14 protein-coding genes are annotated in these 16333 nt (G+C 47.2%); 8 read left to right on the top strand and 6 right to left on the bottom strand.

From position 1 onward, the window contains the following. Nucleotides 1-130 precede the first annotated feature (130 nt). The 4 genes from AC5EF3_RS15670 to AC5EF3_RS15655 all read left to right on the top strand — a co-directional run bounded on the left by AC5EF3_RS15670 (nucleotide 131) and on the right by AC5EF3_RS15655 (nucleotide 3249). Entirely contained in the window at nucleotides 131-823 is a 693-nt protein-coding gene (locus tag AC5EF3_RS15670; protein ID WP_012778047.1) for a response regulator transcription factor, read from the top strand. A gap of 46 nt (nucleotides 824-869) precedes the next feature. Beyond that, entirely contained in the window at nucleotides 870-2492 is a 1623-nt protein-coding gene (locus AC5EF3_RS15665; RefSeq protein ID WP_493548724.1) for a stimulus-sensing domain-containing protein, read from the top strand. Between the two features lie 77 nt (nucleotides 2493-2569). Beyond that, a complete protein-coding gene (locus tag AC5EF3_RS15660; RefSeq protein WP_012778049.1) occupies nucleotides 2570-2974 on the top strand; it encodes a PTS sugar transporter subunit IIA in 405 nt (134 codons plus the stop codon). Next, nucleotides 2971-3249, top strand: coding sequence for an HPr family phosphocarrier protein (locus AC5EF3_RS15655; RefSeq protein WP_012778050.1), 279 nt, complete (start codon nucleotides 2971-2973; stop codon nucleotides 3247-3249). The genes AC5EF3_RS15660 and AC5EF3_RS15655 overlap by 4 nt, the downstream gene beginning before the upstream one ends. 50 nt (nucleotides 3250-3299) lie before the next feature. On the opposite strand, the gene AC5EF3_RS15650 is transcribed toward AC5EF3_RS15655, so the two are convergent. Then, nucleotides 3300-3911 carry an EF-hand domain-containing protein gene (locus AC5EF3_RS15650; RefSeq protein ID WP_493548723.1) on the bottom strand — a complete coding sequence of 204 codons (612 nt, stop codon included), beginning with the start codon at nucleotides 3909-3911 and terminating at the stop codon, nucleotides 3300-3302. 230 nt (nucleotides 3912-4141) lie between these two features. Between AC5EF3_RS15650 and ahcY the strand changes: the two genes are divergently transcribed. The 3 genes from ahcY (at nucleotide 4142) to AC5EF3_RS15635 (ending at nucleotide 8741) form a co-directional block, all read left to right on the top strand. Continuing rightward, nucleotides 4142-5539, top strand: coding sequence for an adenosylhomocysteinase (gene ahcY, locus AC5EF3_RS15645; protein WP_493548722.1), 1398 nt, complete (start codon nucleotides 4142-4144; stop codon nucleotides 5537-5539). Nucleotides 5540-5679: 140 nt separating this feature from the next. Next, nucleotides 5680-6087: a hypothetical protein gene (locus AC5EF3_RS15640; protein WP_493548721.1), complete on the top strand. Its 408-nt coding sequence runs from the start codon at nucleotides 5680-5682 to the stop codon at nucleotides 6085-6087. Nucleotides 6088-6284: 197 nt separating this feature from the next. Continuing rightward, nucleotides 6285-8741 carry a sensor histidine kinase gene (locus AC5EF3_RS15635; protein ID WP_493548720.1) on the top strand — a complete coding sequence of 819 codons (2457 nt, stop codon included), beginning with the start codon at nucleotides 6285-6287 and terminating at the stop codon, nucleotides 8739-8741. Nucleotides 8742-8813: 72 nt separating this feature from the next. On the opposite strand, the gene AC5EF3_RS15630 is transcribed toward AC5EF3_RS15635, so the two are convergent. Then, nucleotides 8814-11621 (bottom strand): autotransporter outer membrane beta-barrel domain-containing protein, encoded by a 2808-nt coding sequence (locus AC5EF3_RS15630; RefSeq protein ID WP_012778055.1) that lies wholly within the window; start codon nucleotides 11619-11621, stop codon nucleotides 8814-8816. A 166-nt stretch (nucleotides 11622-11787) separates the two neighbouring features. On the opposite strand from AC5EF3_RS15630, the gene AC5EF3_RS15625 reads away from it, so the two are divergent. After that, nucleotides 11788-13032, top strand: coding sequence for a hypothetical protein (locus AC5EF3_RS15625; RefSeq protein WP_493548719.1), 1245 nt, complete (start codon nucleotides 11788-11790; stop codon nucleotides 13030-13032). Here the strand turns inward: AC5EF3_RS15625 and AC5EF3_RS15620 are convergent. The 4 genes from AC5EF3_RS15620 to AC5EF3_RS15605 all read right to left on the bottom strand — a co-directional run. Further along, nucleotides 13014-13529, bottom strand: coding sequence for a GNAT family N-acetyltransferase (locus tag AC5EF3_RS15620; RefSeq protein WP_493548718.1), 516 nt, complete (start codon nucleotides 13527-13529; stop codon nucleotides 13014-13016). The two genes, AC5EF3_RS15625 and AC5EF3_RS15620, sit on opposite strands and share 19 nt — an antisense overlap. Next, complete coding sequence (locus AC5EF3_RS15615) at nucleotides 13526-14614, bottom strand: N-acetylneuraminate synthase family protein (protein ID WP_493548717.1); 1089 nt, start codon at nucleotides 14612-14614, stop codon at nucleotides 13526-13528. Before AC5EF3_RS15615 ends, AC5EF3_RS15620 begins: the two co-directional genes overlap by 4 nt. 2 nt (nucleotides 14615-14616) lie before the next feature. Next, a complete protein-coding gene (locus tag AC5EF3_RS15610; RefSeq protein ID WP_493548716.1) occupies nucleotides 14617-15459 on the bottom strand; it encodes an SDR family oxidoreductase in 843 nt (280 codons plus the stop codon). A 5-nt stretch (nucleotides 15460-15464) separates the two neighbouring features. Further along, nucleotides 15465-16333, bottom strand: an 869-nt coding sequence (locus tag AC5EF3_RS15605) for a cytidylyltransferase domain-containing protein (protein WP_493548715.1), incomplete at its 5' end; no start/stop codon positions are given.

The raw sequence follows: 16333 nt of genomic DNA, 5'->3' as shown, positions 1-16333 counted from the left end.
TCTGTCTCAAATCGCCTAAATTAAACCTTATATGCGTCAGGACTTGGCCAAGATGTGGCTTGCGTTATAGTAGGTGTAACTGATTTGCATTTTTGACGCGTAAAAAGCGGCCAAATATAAGGGGATGCCCATGACAACTATCGCTTTGGTCGATGATGACGAGAATATCGTTGAAAGCTTGAAAGCTTTTTTTGAGGCGGAAGGTTATACAGTCCGCGCTTATCATGATGGCGAGGCGGCCTTGCAGGGCTTGGCCGAGCATCCGCCGGAATTGGCTATTCTTGATGTAAAAATGCCGAAAATGGATGGTATGGAATTGCTGCGCCGTTTGCGTCAGACATCCAATCTGCCAGCGATTTTCCTGACATCGAAAGATGACGAGATTGACGAAGTGGTCGGCTTTAACATTGGGGCGGATGATTTTATCCGTAAGCCTTGTTCTATGCGCCTCTTGTCTGAGCGGGTGAAAGCTGTGTTGCGGCGCTCACGCGGGGCGGGTGTGTCTGAAGAGGGCGACAAGAAGCCTATCGTGCGCGGATCATTAACGCTGGACCCGAACCGTCACGCCTGTACATGGAAGGGTGAAGTGGTTCGCCTGACTGTGACCGAATTTTTGATCTTGCAAGCTTTGTCGACACGTCCGGGCTATGTGAAGAGCCGCGATCAGCTGATGGATGCAGCCTATGATGATCAGGTTTATGTGGATGACCGCACAATCGATAGCCACATTAAACGCCTGCGCAAAAAATTCCGCGATCAGGATGATGAATTTGATTCAATCGAAACGCTCTATGGTGTGGGATATCGCTATAAAGAAGCATAAGGCATCTTATATGATGTTTGCTGAATTGGATTGAGGTTTTAGCCGAATGGCAAATACAGACGAGCTTGGCCTCATTCAATCTGCAATGCGAACGGTGCGTTCCTTGTTTACGTCGCGTATTGCGCGGCTGATTCTGGCGTCTAATCTTGCCGGCTTGCTGATTTTGATAACTGGTGCATTATTCGTCAATGAGATCCGTGCGGGGTTGGTGCAGGCGCGCACAGAATCGCTGGAAGCGCAAGCGCTGACATATGAATCCGTGTTATCCCTGACGGCGACATCCGGCACGCCGCGCCCGACGCTGAATGAAAGCCTGTCGCGATCATCGCTAAAACGTCTGCAAGCGCCGCCTCACACACGCGTGCGGCTGTATTCATCTGATTTGAAACTGATTGCTGATAGTTTTTTGCTGGAAGAATTTATCAAAACAGCAGAGCTGCCGCCTTTGAAAAAACCGGGTTTGTTGGATCGTTGGGCTGTTGGTATTTCTAGGCATATCTCTAATGTTTTTAATGAAGAGAGCGGCGCAACACATGCGAGTGCCGCAAAATCATTAGAAGAAGAATTATCCATCGCTTTATCGGGCAAGAATGCAGCGGCGCAGCGTTTTTCTGAGCGGGGCGAGCGGCTGATTTCTGTGTCTGTGCCTGTGCGATATGTGTCTGCTGTTGTGGGTGTGCTGACGGTTGAAGCCAGTGATGTGGAAGATATTATTCGCGCTGAACGAGCAGCCCTCGCGCCGATTATTTCTGTGGCGGTGTTGATGTCTTTGATCACGTCATTCTTGTTGACGGCAGGTATTGCGCGGCCATTGCGGCGTTTATCCATTGCGGCTGACCGTGTGCGGTCTGGGAAGACAAACCGGTTGGATATGTCGGGTATTTCCAAGCGTAAAGACGAGATTGGTGATCTGGCTAAGGCGCTGGATGCGATGACGGGGGCGCTGCACGACCGTATTGTGCTGAATGAACGATTTGCGGCGGATGTGGCGCATGAGCTGAAAAATCCGCTCACCTCTATTCGGTCTGCGGTGGAAACATCTGAGGCCGTTGAAGATGAGAATGTACGCGAGCGTATGCGGCAGGTGATTTCACGTGATGTTGTGCGCTTGGATCGTTTGATCACGGATATTTCGAATGCGTCGCGTTTGGAAGCGGAGATCGCACGCGAAAAAGCGACGAATGTTGATGTGCAGCGTCTGTTGGAAGATCTGGTGTCGATCTGGCGGGATACACGCAAAGAGGGACAGCCGGAAGTTGAGCTGAATATTGATACGGTTGAAGGTCCGCTAATATTGAAAGCGCGTGAAGGCCCATTGGCGCAGGTTATTCGAAATCTAGTTGAAAATGCGCGTTCTTTCTCGCCTGAAGATGGTGTTGTGACGATTACAGCCGTGCGCGAACCAAAAGCGATTTGCCTCACATTTGAGGATCAAGGACCGGGTGTGCCCGAAGACAAATTAGAGAAAATCTTCGAGCGCTTTTATTCTGATCGACCCAAAGGAGCGCAGTTTGGCAATAATTCTGGGCTTGGACTGTCTATCGTAAAGCAGATTGTTGAAACGCATTATGGAGAGGTTTTTGTACAAAATCTTAGACAGATGAATGCAGATGGGTCTGAAGGTGAGGTATTGGGGGCACAGTTCGTGGTTCGATTACCTGTTCGGTGACCAAAGCTGATTTTGGGTCTTGACCCCGCGCCAATTCAGTCGTCAGATTTTCACCGGTTGATTTTGGAGAATGCTGTATGATTGGTGTGGTCGTTGTGACCCATGGCGGGCTAGCTAGAGAATTTGTAGCTGCGACGGAACATGTCTTCGGCGCGCAAGATGCGTTTGAGGCAATTTGTATCGATGCAGATGATGATATGGAATTGCGCAGGCAGGAGATAATTGATGTCTCTGAAAAATGCGACACGGGTGATGGTGTAATTGTCTTTACAGACATGTTTGGCGGGACACCTTCCAATTTAGCAATCTCTGTTATGACGCAGGCAAAAATTGAAGTCATTGCTGGTGTGAATTTGCCAATGCTGATCAAAGTTGCAGAAGTGCGTAAAGACCGGCCTATGGATGAAGTTGCATTGGCGGTTCAGGATGCAGGTCGTAAATATATCTCCATTGCTTCGGTTGTTCTCCAAAAATCAGCATGACCGAAACGCTTACTAAATCAGCCACCATTTGTAATACACGTGGTCTTCATGCTCGCGCTTCAGCCGCTCTTGCCAGAGAAGCTCTCAAATTTGATTCCAAAATAATTGTTTCTCATGAAGGCGAAAAAGCATCTGCTATTGCCGTCATGGATTTGCTTATGTTGACCGCTTATAAAGGCTGTGTTGTTGAGGTGAGTGCTGAAGGCAAAGATGCTGATCAGGCGATAGTGGCAATTGTTGATCTGATTGAAAACCGATTTGGTGAAGACGATTAAACCCGCATGCGAGCGGGGTATTTTATCAACACTGTATAATTAGGCGTTGTTTAGCTTTTGGGTGAAGAGAGGCGTTGGGGCGCATCTTCATTGTCGCGTTTATCAGCATCTTTTCCATTTGGCTTGAAAAGCAAGCTTGCAAACTGGATCTCGGTTTCGTCTGTTCTCATGTAAGATTTTGCAAGCCGTTTTAGGCCAGCCGTGAATTCTTCCTGTGTCACTTGGCGGTCAATATTTGAATCAAACGTCATTGTATTGGCAAGCGGGCCATCATAGGAGCCAACAGCGGCAGCCCAATCTTGTTGTTCAAATATTGAGAGCGTTCCGCTTTGATTGACGTCAGCCCGCGCAAAAGCAGAGACGGCATTTGCGTCAATTTCAGCAAATGAAATGCTGAGGGAGTGATCATCATCAAAACTTGCAAACAGGAGCGCACCCGGTTTTGCAACACGAATGCCGCGTAAATCCTGTCCTCTACCCACAATGCGCTGTGGAAGTAGCTCCATAGTGGTAGCCTCTGCACTGGTTTCCTCTAAATCGGTTGGAATTGTACCAGTTGTCTCTGGTTGTGGGTCTGATTGGGCTATTGCCGGCAGGCAAAATAGAGAAAACAAAAAAGCAAAGCTCGCCTTAGACAAGGAAGTTTTTAATGTGCGTTTCATGTTTTCTCCAGAATATTAGTCAGCTTTCTCTTAATTTTGGCATGGATTGGGGCAATTGAAAGGCTTGAACTGCAACTTCTTTGATATTTGTTTGATATAAGGATATAAAGAAATCTTTATATCATTTGCGAAATCTAAAACTTGCTGTTATAGGGTCAAGCATCACAAACGTTGGGCACTCGCGGTCAGGACGCGCTTACCCATAGACAAATATTTAGGATACTCACCTCATGGCTTTCACAGATTACTTGGTCAAAGATATTTCTCTTGCTGAATTTGGCCGTAAAGAATTGGATATCGCCGAAACCGAAATGCCAGGACTAATGGCGCTTCGTGAGGAATACAAAGATGCGCAACCGCTAAAAGGCGCGCGTATTGCTGGTTCTCTACACATGACAATCCAAACAGCTGTTTTGATGGAAACATTGACATCTTTGGGTGCTGAAATCCGTTGGGCATCATGTAACATTTACTCAACGCAAAATCACGCGGCTGCGGCAATGGCTGCGGCTGAAATTCCCGTTTTTGCTGTTAAGGGTCAAACCCTTGAAGAGCACTGGGATTATCAAGACCGTATCTTCTTCTTTAAAGAAGGTACAGCAAACATGATCCTTGATGATGGTGGTGACGCAACACTTTATGTTCTGCTTGGAGCACGTGTTGAAGCAGGTGAAACTGAACTGCTAGAGAACCCACAATCTGAAGAAGAAGTGGCTGTTTTTGCTCAAATCAAAAAACGTCTTGCAGCTTCTCCGGGCTGGTTCACAAAACAACGTGATGCGATCAAAGGTGTTTCTGAAGAAACAACGACAGGTGTGCACCGCTTGTACGAACTTGTTGAAAAAGGTCTTCTTCCTTTCCCAGCTATCAACGTAAATGACAGTGTGACCAAATCAAAATTCGACAACAAATATGGTTGTAAAGAATCTTTGGTTGATGGTATCCGCCGCGCAACTGACACAATGATGGCCGGTAAAACTGCTGTTGTGTGTGGTTATGGTGATGTGGGTAAAGGTTCTGCTGCGTCTCTACGTGGTGCTGGTGCACGCGTTAAAGTCACTGAAATCGACCCAATCTGTGCGCTGCAAGCGGCTATGGATGGGTTTGAAGTGACGACACTAGAGAAGACAGTTAAAGATGCTGATATCTTCGTCACAACAACAGGTAACAAAGACATTATCCGCATTGAACACATGCGCGAAATGAAAGACATGGCGATTGTGGGTAACATTGGTCACTTCGACAATGAAATTCAGGTTGCCAACCTTAAAAACCTGAAAATGACAAACATCAAAGACCAAGTGGACATGTATGAATTGCCATCTGGTAACCGTATGATCCTCTTGTCTCAAGGTCGTCTTCTAAACCTTGGAAACGCGACAGGTCACCCATCATTCGTGATGTCTGCATCTTTCACAAACCAAGTTTTGGCTCAGATCGAACTATGGACGAAAGGTGACCAGTACAAAAACGACGTTTACATCCTGCCTAAGCATTTGGATGAAAAAGTTGCGCGTTTGCACCTTGCTAAAATTGGTGTTGAATTGACTGAGCTTTCACAAGAACAAGCTGATTACATCGGCGTCAAAACACAAGGTCCATTCAAGCCAGAGCACTATCGCTACTAGGTTTAGCCTTACAATTTAAAATGAGAAAACCAATCCTGCTTATGCGGGGTTGGTTTTTTTATTGGGTCATGTGCTTTCTTTGAATTCAATGAGAGGCATTATAAGATTGGTCGTGAGAATTTCTGCATGGAAGCCTTGCTATGATGAAATTTTATATTGCAATGGTTTTGCTATATGGAGGTGTGCTTTTCGCTGGAATAAGCGGGCATTCTCTATGGACTATCCCGATATTCTCGGGGGTTTTCCTGGCATATATGCATCGCTCTCGCCCTCGATTGCTGGAAAATGCGATAGGTGTATTAGGCGTTTGGAGCGTCCAGATTATATTGGCAGCAATTGTTTACGCGATGGGATGGGGTGTGGGCCGGTTTATTTCTGTTGATATTCAAACATCACCACTGATCCCGATTTTAATGTCTGCATCGGCTGTTGCTTATGCGTATCTCTTCAAACTTCCGACGGCTGATGATTTCAATCAATTGAGTACATTGCTGGATGAGGCTATCGACGAAATAGAAGCGATAAATATAGATAAAGACGAAGATTGATTGGAGATAAATTAAAATCGATCTGACAGAGAGTATCTTCCTCGATTCATTGAACAATTTAATGTGATGACTGTTCTTGTGACTTTGTTCACACCCATTAACGACCCGTTAAGTGAAAATGAGCCATTCCGTTAAGCTAAGAAATCCTTTATTAGGATTGTGTTGGGTTTAGTTAACAGACAAAAGTGCGGTGCGACATGGAAAATGGAATGGTTCAGGCTTTCACAATCCTTGTAGCGGGTGGAGCTGGAATCGCGATCGCAGCTTTGCTTTGGGCTTTGCGAATTTCTGATGGTGCCAGAGGCGCTGCCAAGAAATATCGTGAGCGCGCGAGAGAGCTTGAAGAAAAGCTAGCCCGTTCTGACAGTGTTTTTGGGGCGCATCCGGGTGTGGTTCTTGTCTGGGAAGAAGATGAGATTCTCGAAGGGTCTTGGGGAAAGCCTAGCGTTTATGGTTCCCATGTTGCGCTTGCTGCTGTTTTAAACTTTACCGATGATTCTATGTCGTCTGATCCTGCTGTACGTTTGCTTGAAGGTCTGGGAGACCTTGAGGCGCGTGATGGGGCAGGGCGTGATGCCACTCTGCGTGAGCGTTTAATGCAGCTTCGCACCGAAGGCGCACCTTTCTCATTGACGATTATTGGGCCTAATGGTCGCTTCCTTGAAGCAGATGGCCGCACAGCTGGCGGTCGCGCTGTGCTTTGGGTGTCCGATTCAACAATTAAAGGTCTTGAAGAATCTGGTGCGCGTGGACGTCTTGAAGAAGCGCGTCAGATTATTGCACGTGATCCAACTGCATTCTTGGAAATGCTGGGTAAAGCACCATTCATCGCTTGGCGTTTGTCAGGTGCTGGCCGTTTGCAATGGGTCAATGAATCCTATCTTAAGGCGGTTGAAGGCAAAAACTTAGACCATGTTCTCGATCGTCAGATCATGCTGGATCAAGAAATTGCGAGCCAAGCCCAAACGGTTTTAACCGACAAAACAGAATCGCGTAAGACGCGCTATATTGTGATTGATGGTGAACGTCGCGCTATGCGAGTTTTGATGTTCCCATTATCTGGCGGTGTGGCAGGTATGGCGTTTGATGTGTCTGAGGAAGAAGCAGCGCGTGAAACACTAGAACGTCATAGACGTGCGCATGATGACACGCTTAATCATGTGTCGGATGCTGTGGCTATTTTTGGGGCTGATCGCAAACTATCATTCCACAACAAGCATTTTGAAGAATTATGGGATTTGAATCCGCGTTTCTTACTTGAAAAACCATCACATGGTGAATTCCTTGACCGCCTGCGCGAGAGCAAATTGTTGCCAGCGCAGCAAAAATACTCTGACTGGCGCACCAAAGAACTTGATTACAATACAGGTGGCTCTAAGCGCTCCATTGATGAAAATATGTGGATGCTGCCGGATGGACGTACATTGCAGGTGACGCGTCAGAAACACCCTCTGGGCGGTATATTGCTATTGTTCAAAGACATCTCTGATGAGCTGACTTTGAAAGCCAATTATAACGCTCTGATTAATCAACAAAAAGCGACTTTGGATAAATTGAGCGAGGCTGTGGCTGTGTATGGCGGCGATGGTGGGTTGCGCTTGAGCAATGCCTCTTTTGAAAAGCTATGGCAGCTTGAGCCGGCCAAACTGAAAAATGCGCCAGAGTTTGATGAAGTCGCGGAAATGTGCGCGCCATTATTCCATGATAAATCTGTGTGGGCAGCTATTAAAGGGCGGGTGACAAACCCAACCCCTGAAGCGCGGCAGGAATTTCGTGGTGAAATGAAACGCTCTGATGGGTCAATCGTAACTTTCCTCACCCAGCCTTTGCCAGATGGTGCAACATTGATTGCCTTTGTTGATGCAACTGCATCTCGCCGCGTTGAAGGTGCATTGCGCGAACGTGCAGAAGCTTTCCAAGCGGCAGATCGTTTGAAAACCGAATTTGTGCAGAATGTGTCTTATCAATTGCGTTCGCCGCTGACGACAATTTTGGGATATGCTGAGTTTCTTGAATCTGGCAAACAGGGCAGTTTGAACGCGCAGCAATTGGAGAATGTGAATTCTATTCTTCAAGCGTCAGATCACTTGTCACGTCTGATCGAGAATATCCTTGATCTGGCAACAATTGAAGCAGGGCGTATGGATCTGGACCTCAAGGATTTAGATTTGAAATCGCTTATTGATGAAAGTGTTGAAATGGTTGTGGCAAATGCCGCAGACACGAAGGTTTCTATCAAAGTTGATTGTCCGGCTACCATTGGCTCAATGCATGCTGATGAGCGGCGTATAAAACAGATATTGTTTAATCTGTTGACGAATGCACTGCGTTTCACAACAGCAGGTGATACGATTAAAGTGAAAGCTGAAAAAGCTGAAGGTGTTATTCGCCTGCAAGTGACCGACACAGGTAAAGGCGTGGCTTATGAGCAGCAGGCTGAAGCTTTTGATGCGTTTACAAGTGGTGATAATCGCGGAGCGGGTCTTGGACTGGCGCTGGTGCGTTCTTTCGTTGAATTGCATGGGGGGTGGGTTGCAATGAAGTCTAAACCAACCAAAGGCGCGACAGTTATTTGTTGTCTGCCTGAATTTGCATCGCCCAAAGACATGCCGCCAACATTAGAATTGGCCAATCCGAGCGTTGCAGCTCAATAAATTGAATTTACTATAAAAAATACGAAAGGCTGCTTGCAAGAGCAGCCTTTTTTAGTTTTGAAGATAGCCTATTTAGGCATATATGCTGCTAGACGAGCTTCCCGCTGAGAGTCGATCTAGGCCCGCTTGTAGGTTTGCTTGCTGAGCTATCTGATAGGCTGATGCTTGCGTGCTTTTACCCTTACTTGTTGTATCTATTTGTAAAGTCGGGTCATCAATCGCATGACGATAAGCGGTACGAATGCCGGCCAAAGCCACATCGAACATACTCAGGATTTTTGTCACCGGTTTTTCAACTTCAGTGAGCTTACCATCTTCATCGACATCATATCTGGAGGTTGATGTACTTGTCAGAGAGATTGATTGTGCCAATTCAAGTGAGATTAAAGGCGGCGCATCTGAACTTGTATCTTTATCTAAAAGAGAGGGTTCATCATAGAGAAAACCGCTTGTCATACCGATCGCTTTAAGAAGGTCTGAACCTTCTTCTCCAGGTATTAATTCTATAACGACTTCTTCAGCTGGTTTGATACTTAATGATTGATCACCAGTGCTCGAACGACGCGCCTGTGCAGAGCCATCAGCACCTAATGCTGCATTCAGTTTAAAGGTTAGTGCTCTGTATGTATCTTCTTTTTCCAGTGTAATAACAGTTTTTTCGCCATCAACAACGAGGGTGAAATAATCACCAACACGCGCAGCTGAACTGTCACTGACATAGGCGGTGCCACCAGTGGTTAGCAGACCGTTGGGTAGCCCGAATGCGTCAAGGTCACTTGATCCATTCACTGCTATTGTTAAGCCCGTTGCATTGGCATTGCCGCCGCGTCCGGCAAGATTGGATACCCAGTTTTCTGCACCTGTTGTCGCGTCGATGGATGCGACTACGGCTTGTTTTGAGCCGTCTTCAATAGCTTGACTGCCAAAGGATCCACTTGCTGTTCCAGCAAGGAAAACGCTGCCTTCATGCGCGATGATTTTAGAAATGCCTTGTTCACCAGCGCCGCCAAAAGCCTGATACCAGTCTTCATTCACGCTCATGCCTGAACCAGTGTCAGTGACATTGAGCTTGATTGCAAAAGCATCGTAATTGTCTGCAGCAGCTCCTGTGAAAGCTGATCCTGTGCGTTCAGGGAAGAGGGTGGAGCCGCCTAGATAAAGGCCGTCATTGTCGAAATCCATCGTTGTGACATTGGCTTTGCCTATATTATATGACCAATCATTCGCGGTAAATTCAGCATCTGATACAGATTGTATGGTGGTTTCGTTACCACTTTTTGTGGCGACAATGGGTGTTCCGTCATCACTAATTGTTATGGCAGTGACGGTATCTTCACCCGTTGTGCCAAACTGGTTGATCCACATGCGGTTTCCAAGGATGTCTAGTTTTTCGACATAGGCATCCGTGCCGCCTGCATTTCCATTGCCGTCAATATTTCCTGTGGTGCTGCCACCAACATAAAGTGCGCCCGCAGCATCAAAAGCGATAGATGTGATTTTATCTTCATATCTGGTGGCTTCCTGATAGGTCGATGTTTCCAGACCCTCGCTGCTATACATGATGACAAAACCATCTGTACCGCCACCAAAGGCTCCAGCATCTAGTTTGTCTGTCGTCGAGCCAGCAATTGCGACACGGCCGTCAGGTGCAACGGCTAAATCTGTGCCTGTTATTTCAGCTGAGTTACCAACGACACGCGACCATAATTCTCGACCTGTGCTGTCATATTTGACGAGTGCGAGGTCGTTGTCGCTGAGTATCTTTTGTCCATTCAGATCGTTTTCGACATTTACGAGCGCATAAATGGAGCCATCTGGACCTGTTTGTGTCGCAATGAATTGGGAGTCATTGTGTTCGGTTAGGTCGATAGAATCTTCATCTGCTGCTTCTGTCGTCACTGTTGCATCAGCGGCTAGAAGGTTTGTTGCTGCACGCGTGGGCTGTGTGCCGCTTAAATCTGTCCATTTGGAGATTTGCGCTGTTAGCGTGTAGTCATTGCCTTCGCGACCACTGCCACCCACCATGAATAAGGCAGGTTCAGATGAGAGTGCAGAAAAGGTGAGTTTTTCACCCTGCGTACCGGCAATTTTCATGCCCCAGTCATCGCCTTCATACACCCCATAATCGTTTTGTTCACCGATTTGTTGAGGATAGAAACGTGTAGACGCGCCAACGGCTTCAATTTGTTGGTTTATGAGGTCTGTGACGTTTTCTAGCGTACGTTCGCTGTCGGGAAGGCCGGTCAAATCTATTGTTAGCGTGTCGCTGGTGTTGACGCGTTTGAGGTCTATGTTGAAACCGTCAATGCCAGCCCAAGCTTCAACGGGATCATCTTTGGCACCGCTGTGAACGATATTTGTTGTGTAATCATATGCAACACGCGCGATTGAAACTTCGGATGTGGTTTTGTCCAATTTGGCGCTGGCAAGTAGGGTAACGGATTCAAAATCTGAACTGCCTAAGAATGAAGAAATTTCTGCGATGCCTTCGTTTAGCCGCTTTTCTGCCAATTCTAGGTAAGAATCGTTGAGTAGGCCTTTTTCGATCGCTTGTGCAATTGTCTTCATGGATTCCAAAGCTTCATAAGCAATGAAAAGTTTCGTGGAATCATCCGTCGCTTCAGCCGCGTCTTTACGATCTGAGGCTGATATGAAATTACCTGATTTTAGTGCAGCAAATGCATCAGATAGGATGTCGTCATCAGTTTGAGTTTCTTGAGTTTCTTTCCATGGGGGAGTTCCCGCCGCCAATTCTTCAGTGGCTTGCGCGGATGGCTTCTGTTGGACGTTGCTCGCTTGAAAGCTCGTCCCAACGAGTCGTTCATTGATTCGAGCATTCATGTATGCTCCAACCAGAGAAAAATCGACATTTACAACCATTGTAACGTATCCATTGACGAAACCCACAGAAATTGCCAATCAGGCATTAATTCACCCTTGAATATAACTGAATGTCGTGACGAAATAGCTAACAAGAATGATTTGATTTCGATCCAGTCGTTTTCCATGTTTGATTTTTGGCCAAGAGTTGAGTGTCAGGTTGCAAATGCATCATAGAAGAAAGCGACCGGCTCCATTTGCTTGGCTTAGTGCAACGCTCTTTCTCATATTATTGATGCTTGTGCCTTTGCTAGCAGCACGAGTGGTGTCGGATACTTTTAGTCGGCGCGGTATGGATTTCGATGTCACTGGCGCATCGTTAGCTGCGACGCGTGATGCGATTGATCAAAGATTTGAATCTCTTATGTCAGGCCAAGATTCTCGTCAGGAAACTTGGTCCAGATTGGTTGGAGAGCAAATTGAACGCGGTAATTTAAAAGCAGCTCATGGTATGCTGCTCGCTGCGCCAAATATGCTAGACCCTCAAAACGCCGCCGCCTTGCTTGCGTCAGCACAAGTGCTGGATTTGCGCGGAGATGATGCGATTGAGCAGGCAGCCTTAAAATACCTCGAAGAAGATGTGCGCTATGCCTATGAATTAGCTGTGTCACCTCTGCGCGCGATTTGGCGAGCTGCTGTTGTGCCGCCTGCAAATGGTGAAACAAATGATGAGTTTACTCCTTCTACAGCGGGACTGAATGTTTTGGGAGATGAGCGTGATTTGGCATTGCAGGCTGCTCGCTGGGTGCGCGGGCAAAAGATAGATACTTTTGCTTTCACTTTATCTGGCGTTGGTTTGAGTGCTTTGAATGACCAAGAACGTGCGGGAGCATCTATTGTGCGTGCGGCGGATAGAGCGGGGCGATTGAATGAAGATTATCAACGCCATATCCAGCGCCGTTTGTTTAATGTGGCACCGCCCGAACGTGTGAAACGCGATTTGACGGTTCGTTTTTCAGGGGCTTTGGGAATAGCTGCTCAAGGGCAGGTTGTTCTGGATATTATTCGTTCAGACATTGATGAGCGAGAGTTGTCTGGTTTGGTTGAACAGCTAAAATTAATCCATGATATTTCGGTCAAAACATCAGCGCCCGCCACAATTCGAATGCTCTCTTATGTGCGCAATGATTTAGATTTGCAGCGCGCACGCTTGTTGACGGAAGCGGGTGGTGACAGAGCGTTAGCACTTTTGTCGATGGAGGGTGCATCAGCATTAACAGCGGCGCAGACACCTGTGCGCTGGACTTCCAGACTGCGGATTATGCTGTCTTTGCTGATCGGGATGGGATTAACCCTGCTCTGGTTGTCTGTGGACACGTTTATCAGATCTATGCGCCGTGGACGACAGGTCCGCCGCAGTGCGATTTATGGATTAGATCAACGTGAATGGGATCACGATAACAGACCGTAAAATAAGCTATCGACCCATTTTCCTTCGGTGAAATGGGTTTGTTTATGCGTGCCTTCTAGCTTGAAACCCAGAGAGGGCAAAAATTTCTGTTTGGGTAAATCGATAGAATAGATTTCCGCCCATATGCGATGCAGGTTTAATTCTTCAAATCCGTATTTGATAAGTAGCTTACCTGCGTCTGAGGCGAATTTTTCGTCTATATAGAGATCATCGATTCCCAAATAGATTGAAAAATCCGCATTTTGGTTGATTGGATCGATGTAACATAACCCACAAGCACCCATTAGCGCGCCATCTGATTTGCGTTCGATGGCGAACATGCGCACGCTTGGATCGCTCAACACGCTTTTTTCAAACCATTTTTGTTGCATTTCGGGCGATATTTCACGGTATTCTCTAAAATAGCGCCGTAGTTCTGGTTTGTTACGCCATTGACGTAAAGGCTCTAAATCAGCTTGCTGAATGGCGCGAAGATTAACGTGTTTGCCGCTGATCATGATTTTGCTGCCTTTGTATTTTCAGGCGTTAGAGCATCTCCGAACACCATTGCTTTTTTCAATGAGCGGCCAATCAATTCATCAATTGCATGTGGTTCATAAGCGCCGCGCGGGGCTGGCCGGAGGGCCTCAATATCGGCGATAGTGAGGACATGGCCGGCAGGTAGGTCATGTTTTAAGCGCAGGCAGCGACGTTGCACAACAATGCTGTCGCCTTCATTGGGTTCAACACGTTTGACGCCGTCACCCAAGGCGGATTCTAGTTCGCGGGTGCGATCAACCATATCGCGCCATGTTTGGGGCGTCATCGAGAAACCATGATCTGGGCCATCGCGGTTGTTATCGTCTGTGAAGTGTTTTTCAACGGCGCGTGCGCCCAAGGCGACGGCACCTAAAACGGCTGAATGTCCCGGTGTGTGATCTGATAGGCCAAGCGGAAGGCCGGGGAATGCTGTTGCGAAAGCTTTTAGAACGTTCAAATTGACGTTGGAGAAATTGTCATGGCTGCCTGTGTAATTGGTATTACATTGCATGAGACACAGCTCTCGATTGACAGCGAGTACAGCTTCTGCGGCGCGAATGGATTCTTCCATATCTGAGGCGCCGGTTGCGACAAACATGGGTTTGCCGCGTTTGGCGACTTCAGAAATGAATTGTGGCCAGCTGACATCGCCTGATCCGATTTTCCATGCGCCGCATAAATCATCATTCATATCAATTGCGGGAATATCATAGGGCGTGGTCATGTAATGAATGCCGGCCTTTTGACATTCTTCTGCGAGGATAGGCGTCCATTCACGAGGCAAATGAAATTCATCGAAAATATCGTAGACCGATTTTTTCCATTTGGATTGGTGGGCCATCTGGCCGCCTAATTGTTTGAAACCGCGATCTGAAACAATGTCTTTGGCGAGGAAGTGTTGGAATTTTGCGCATTCTGCTCCGGCTTCTTTGGCTTGCCAAATTAGGGCTTTTGCGCGTTCAAGGTCGCCATCATGAGAGGCTGCGATATCGGCGATAAAATATGTTGGTTGGTCTAGCGCAATTTCGCGGTCATAGATTTTAAAATGGTTATTGTATCGCATGACTATAAAGCCTCATTGGCCAATGCATTGGCTGTTTGTTCGAGTGTTGGCAGATGATAGCCCAGAGTTTTTTCAGCTTTGCTGACATCCAGCCCAAGACACATGGCGCGTTTAACTGCTAATTGATGACCGGAGCCTTCGACGACCCAGTCTGGATTGACATTCAAAGCTTTGGCAACGGCATAGATGAATTCCCCTTTGGAAGAGACATCTCTGGAACTGACATTGTAAACGCCATTTGCGCCCTTGGCGGCTAGATCGAGACTGATACGCGCCATGTCTTTAACGTGAAGCGGCGAAGAAAAGAAATCCATGAAGAGCGTCATAGCACCCTTATCGAGAAGGCTTTCCTTGACCCATCGCCCATGGCCTTTTTGTACGCCGACTATGTTGGTGCGCAATACAAGTGCTTTCGGCGCTGTGAGGGCGAGGTGTTCGGCTAGATATTTGGTGCGGGCATATTCATTGACGAGTGAAACGGGCGCGGTTTCTGGTTGGGGTGTACGGCCGCCCTCGATGAAATAATGATCGGTTGAAACTTGCAGCAAAGGTTGGTTGGTCTCGCGGCTCCAATTGGCTATAGCCGAAAGTGGACGTGTGTTGATGAGATAGGCATCTGCTGGGTTTGCTTCGCATTTATCGACATAGATATTGGCCGCGCAATTGATGACGCCATCGGGTTTTATCTCTTCGAGTACAGTGGTGAGTGCATCAATATCTGACAGATCGAAATTCACATCCGCATTTGATCTGGCGGCGGAAATGGCTTCATGTCCACGATTTTGAATGTCGTTTACGAAACATGGACCTAGAAGGCCGGTTGCACCAAGGACGAGCCAACGCATCTCGATTAAGCCGCCATGTCCATGGAAACGGGAGATGTTTCGATATGAGCGCGCTCAGATAGGGCAAGCCTGTTGAGGTCAATATGGCGTGCGTTTATGGCTTGAATATCGGGCCGCATGAGACAGATGCGAGCATATTCTGCAGCGCTGGCAGTGGGTGCTTGATCACCCATGACATCATATAAGGCCTGCATGAATAGCAAGTCTTCTTTATAATCTAATGTCCATCTTAGAGTTGAAACTGGTTCACCGGGGCCTTGCAAGGATGCGCGGCGCACGCCTTTTTTGGATCTTATCCACGGTGTGACATGTTCTCTGTCATATTTAGATTCGGCGTGTTTATCGGCTTCATGCAAAAGTTCGGCAGAAAAAGCATCGCAATCGAGACCATGGGGAAAACGCGCTGGCATATTATTGCAAGCATAATGGACGCCAGAGCGATTTAGAAGTTGCAACACGCTGCCACTAATTTGAGGGTCTATCATCGGGCAATCTGAGGTCACGCGCATGACTGTGCTTGCATTTACGTCGCGAGCGGCTTTTGCATATCGGGAAAGTACATCATCTTCAGAACCACGCGAGACTGTATATCCCCAACTTGCGGCAGCTTCGGCAATGACATCATTTTCGGCAGTGTCTGGCACAGCGCAAACGACGATATCTGATTGAGGGATCATATCGCAACGGTCCAGACATCTTTTGAGCGCGGGTGCGTCTCCGAGATTTTCCAGAATTTTACCGGGCAATCGACTCGAATTCCAACGCGCTTGAACGATAATTGCGAGCGTCATGGATAACCTCAGACAGGTTTTGAAGCGTGCAATATGCAAATCCCATATTCGCAAATTGATTGTGCTTCTAATTGAGCCTTTAA

The organism is Hirschia sp. (assembly GCF_058892565.1).
This window is presented reverse-complemented; position numbering and strand designations above follow the sequence as displayed.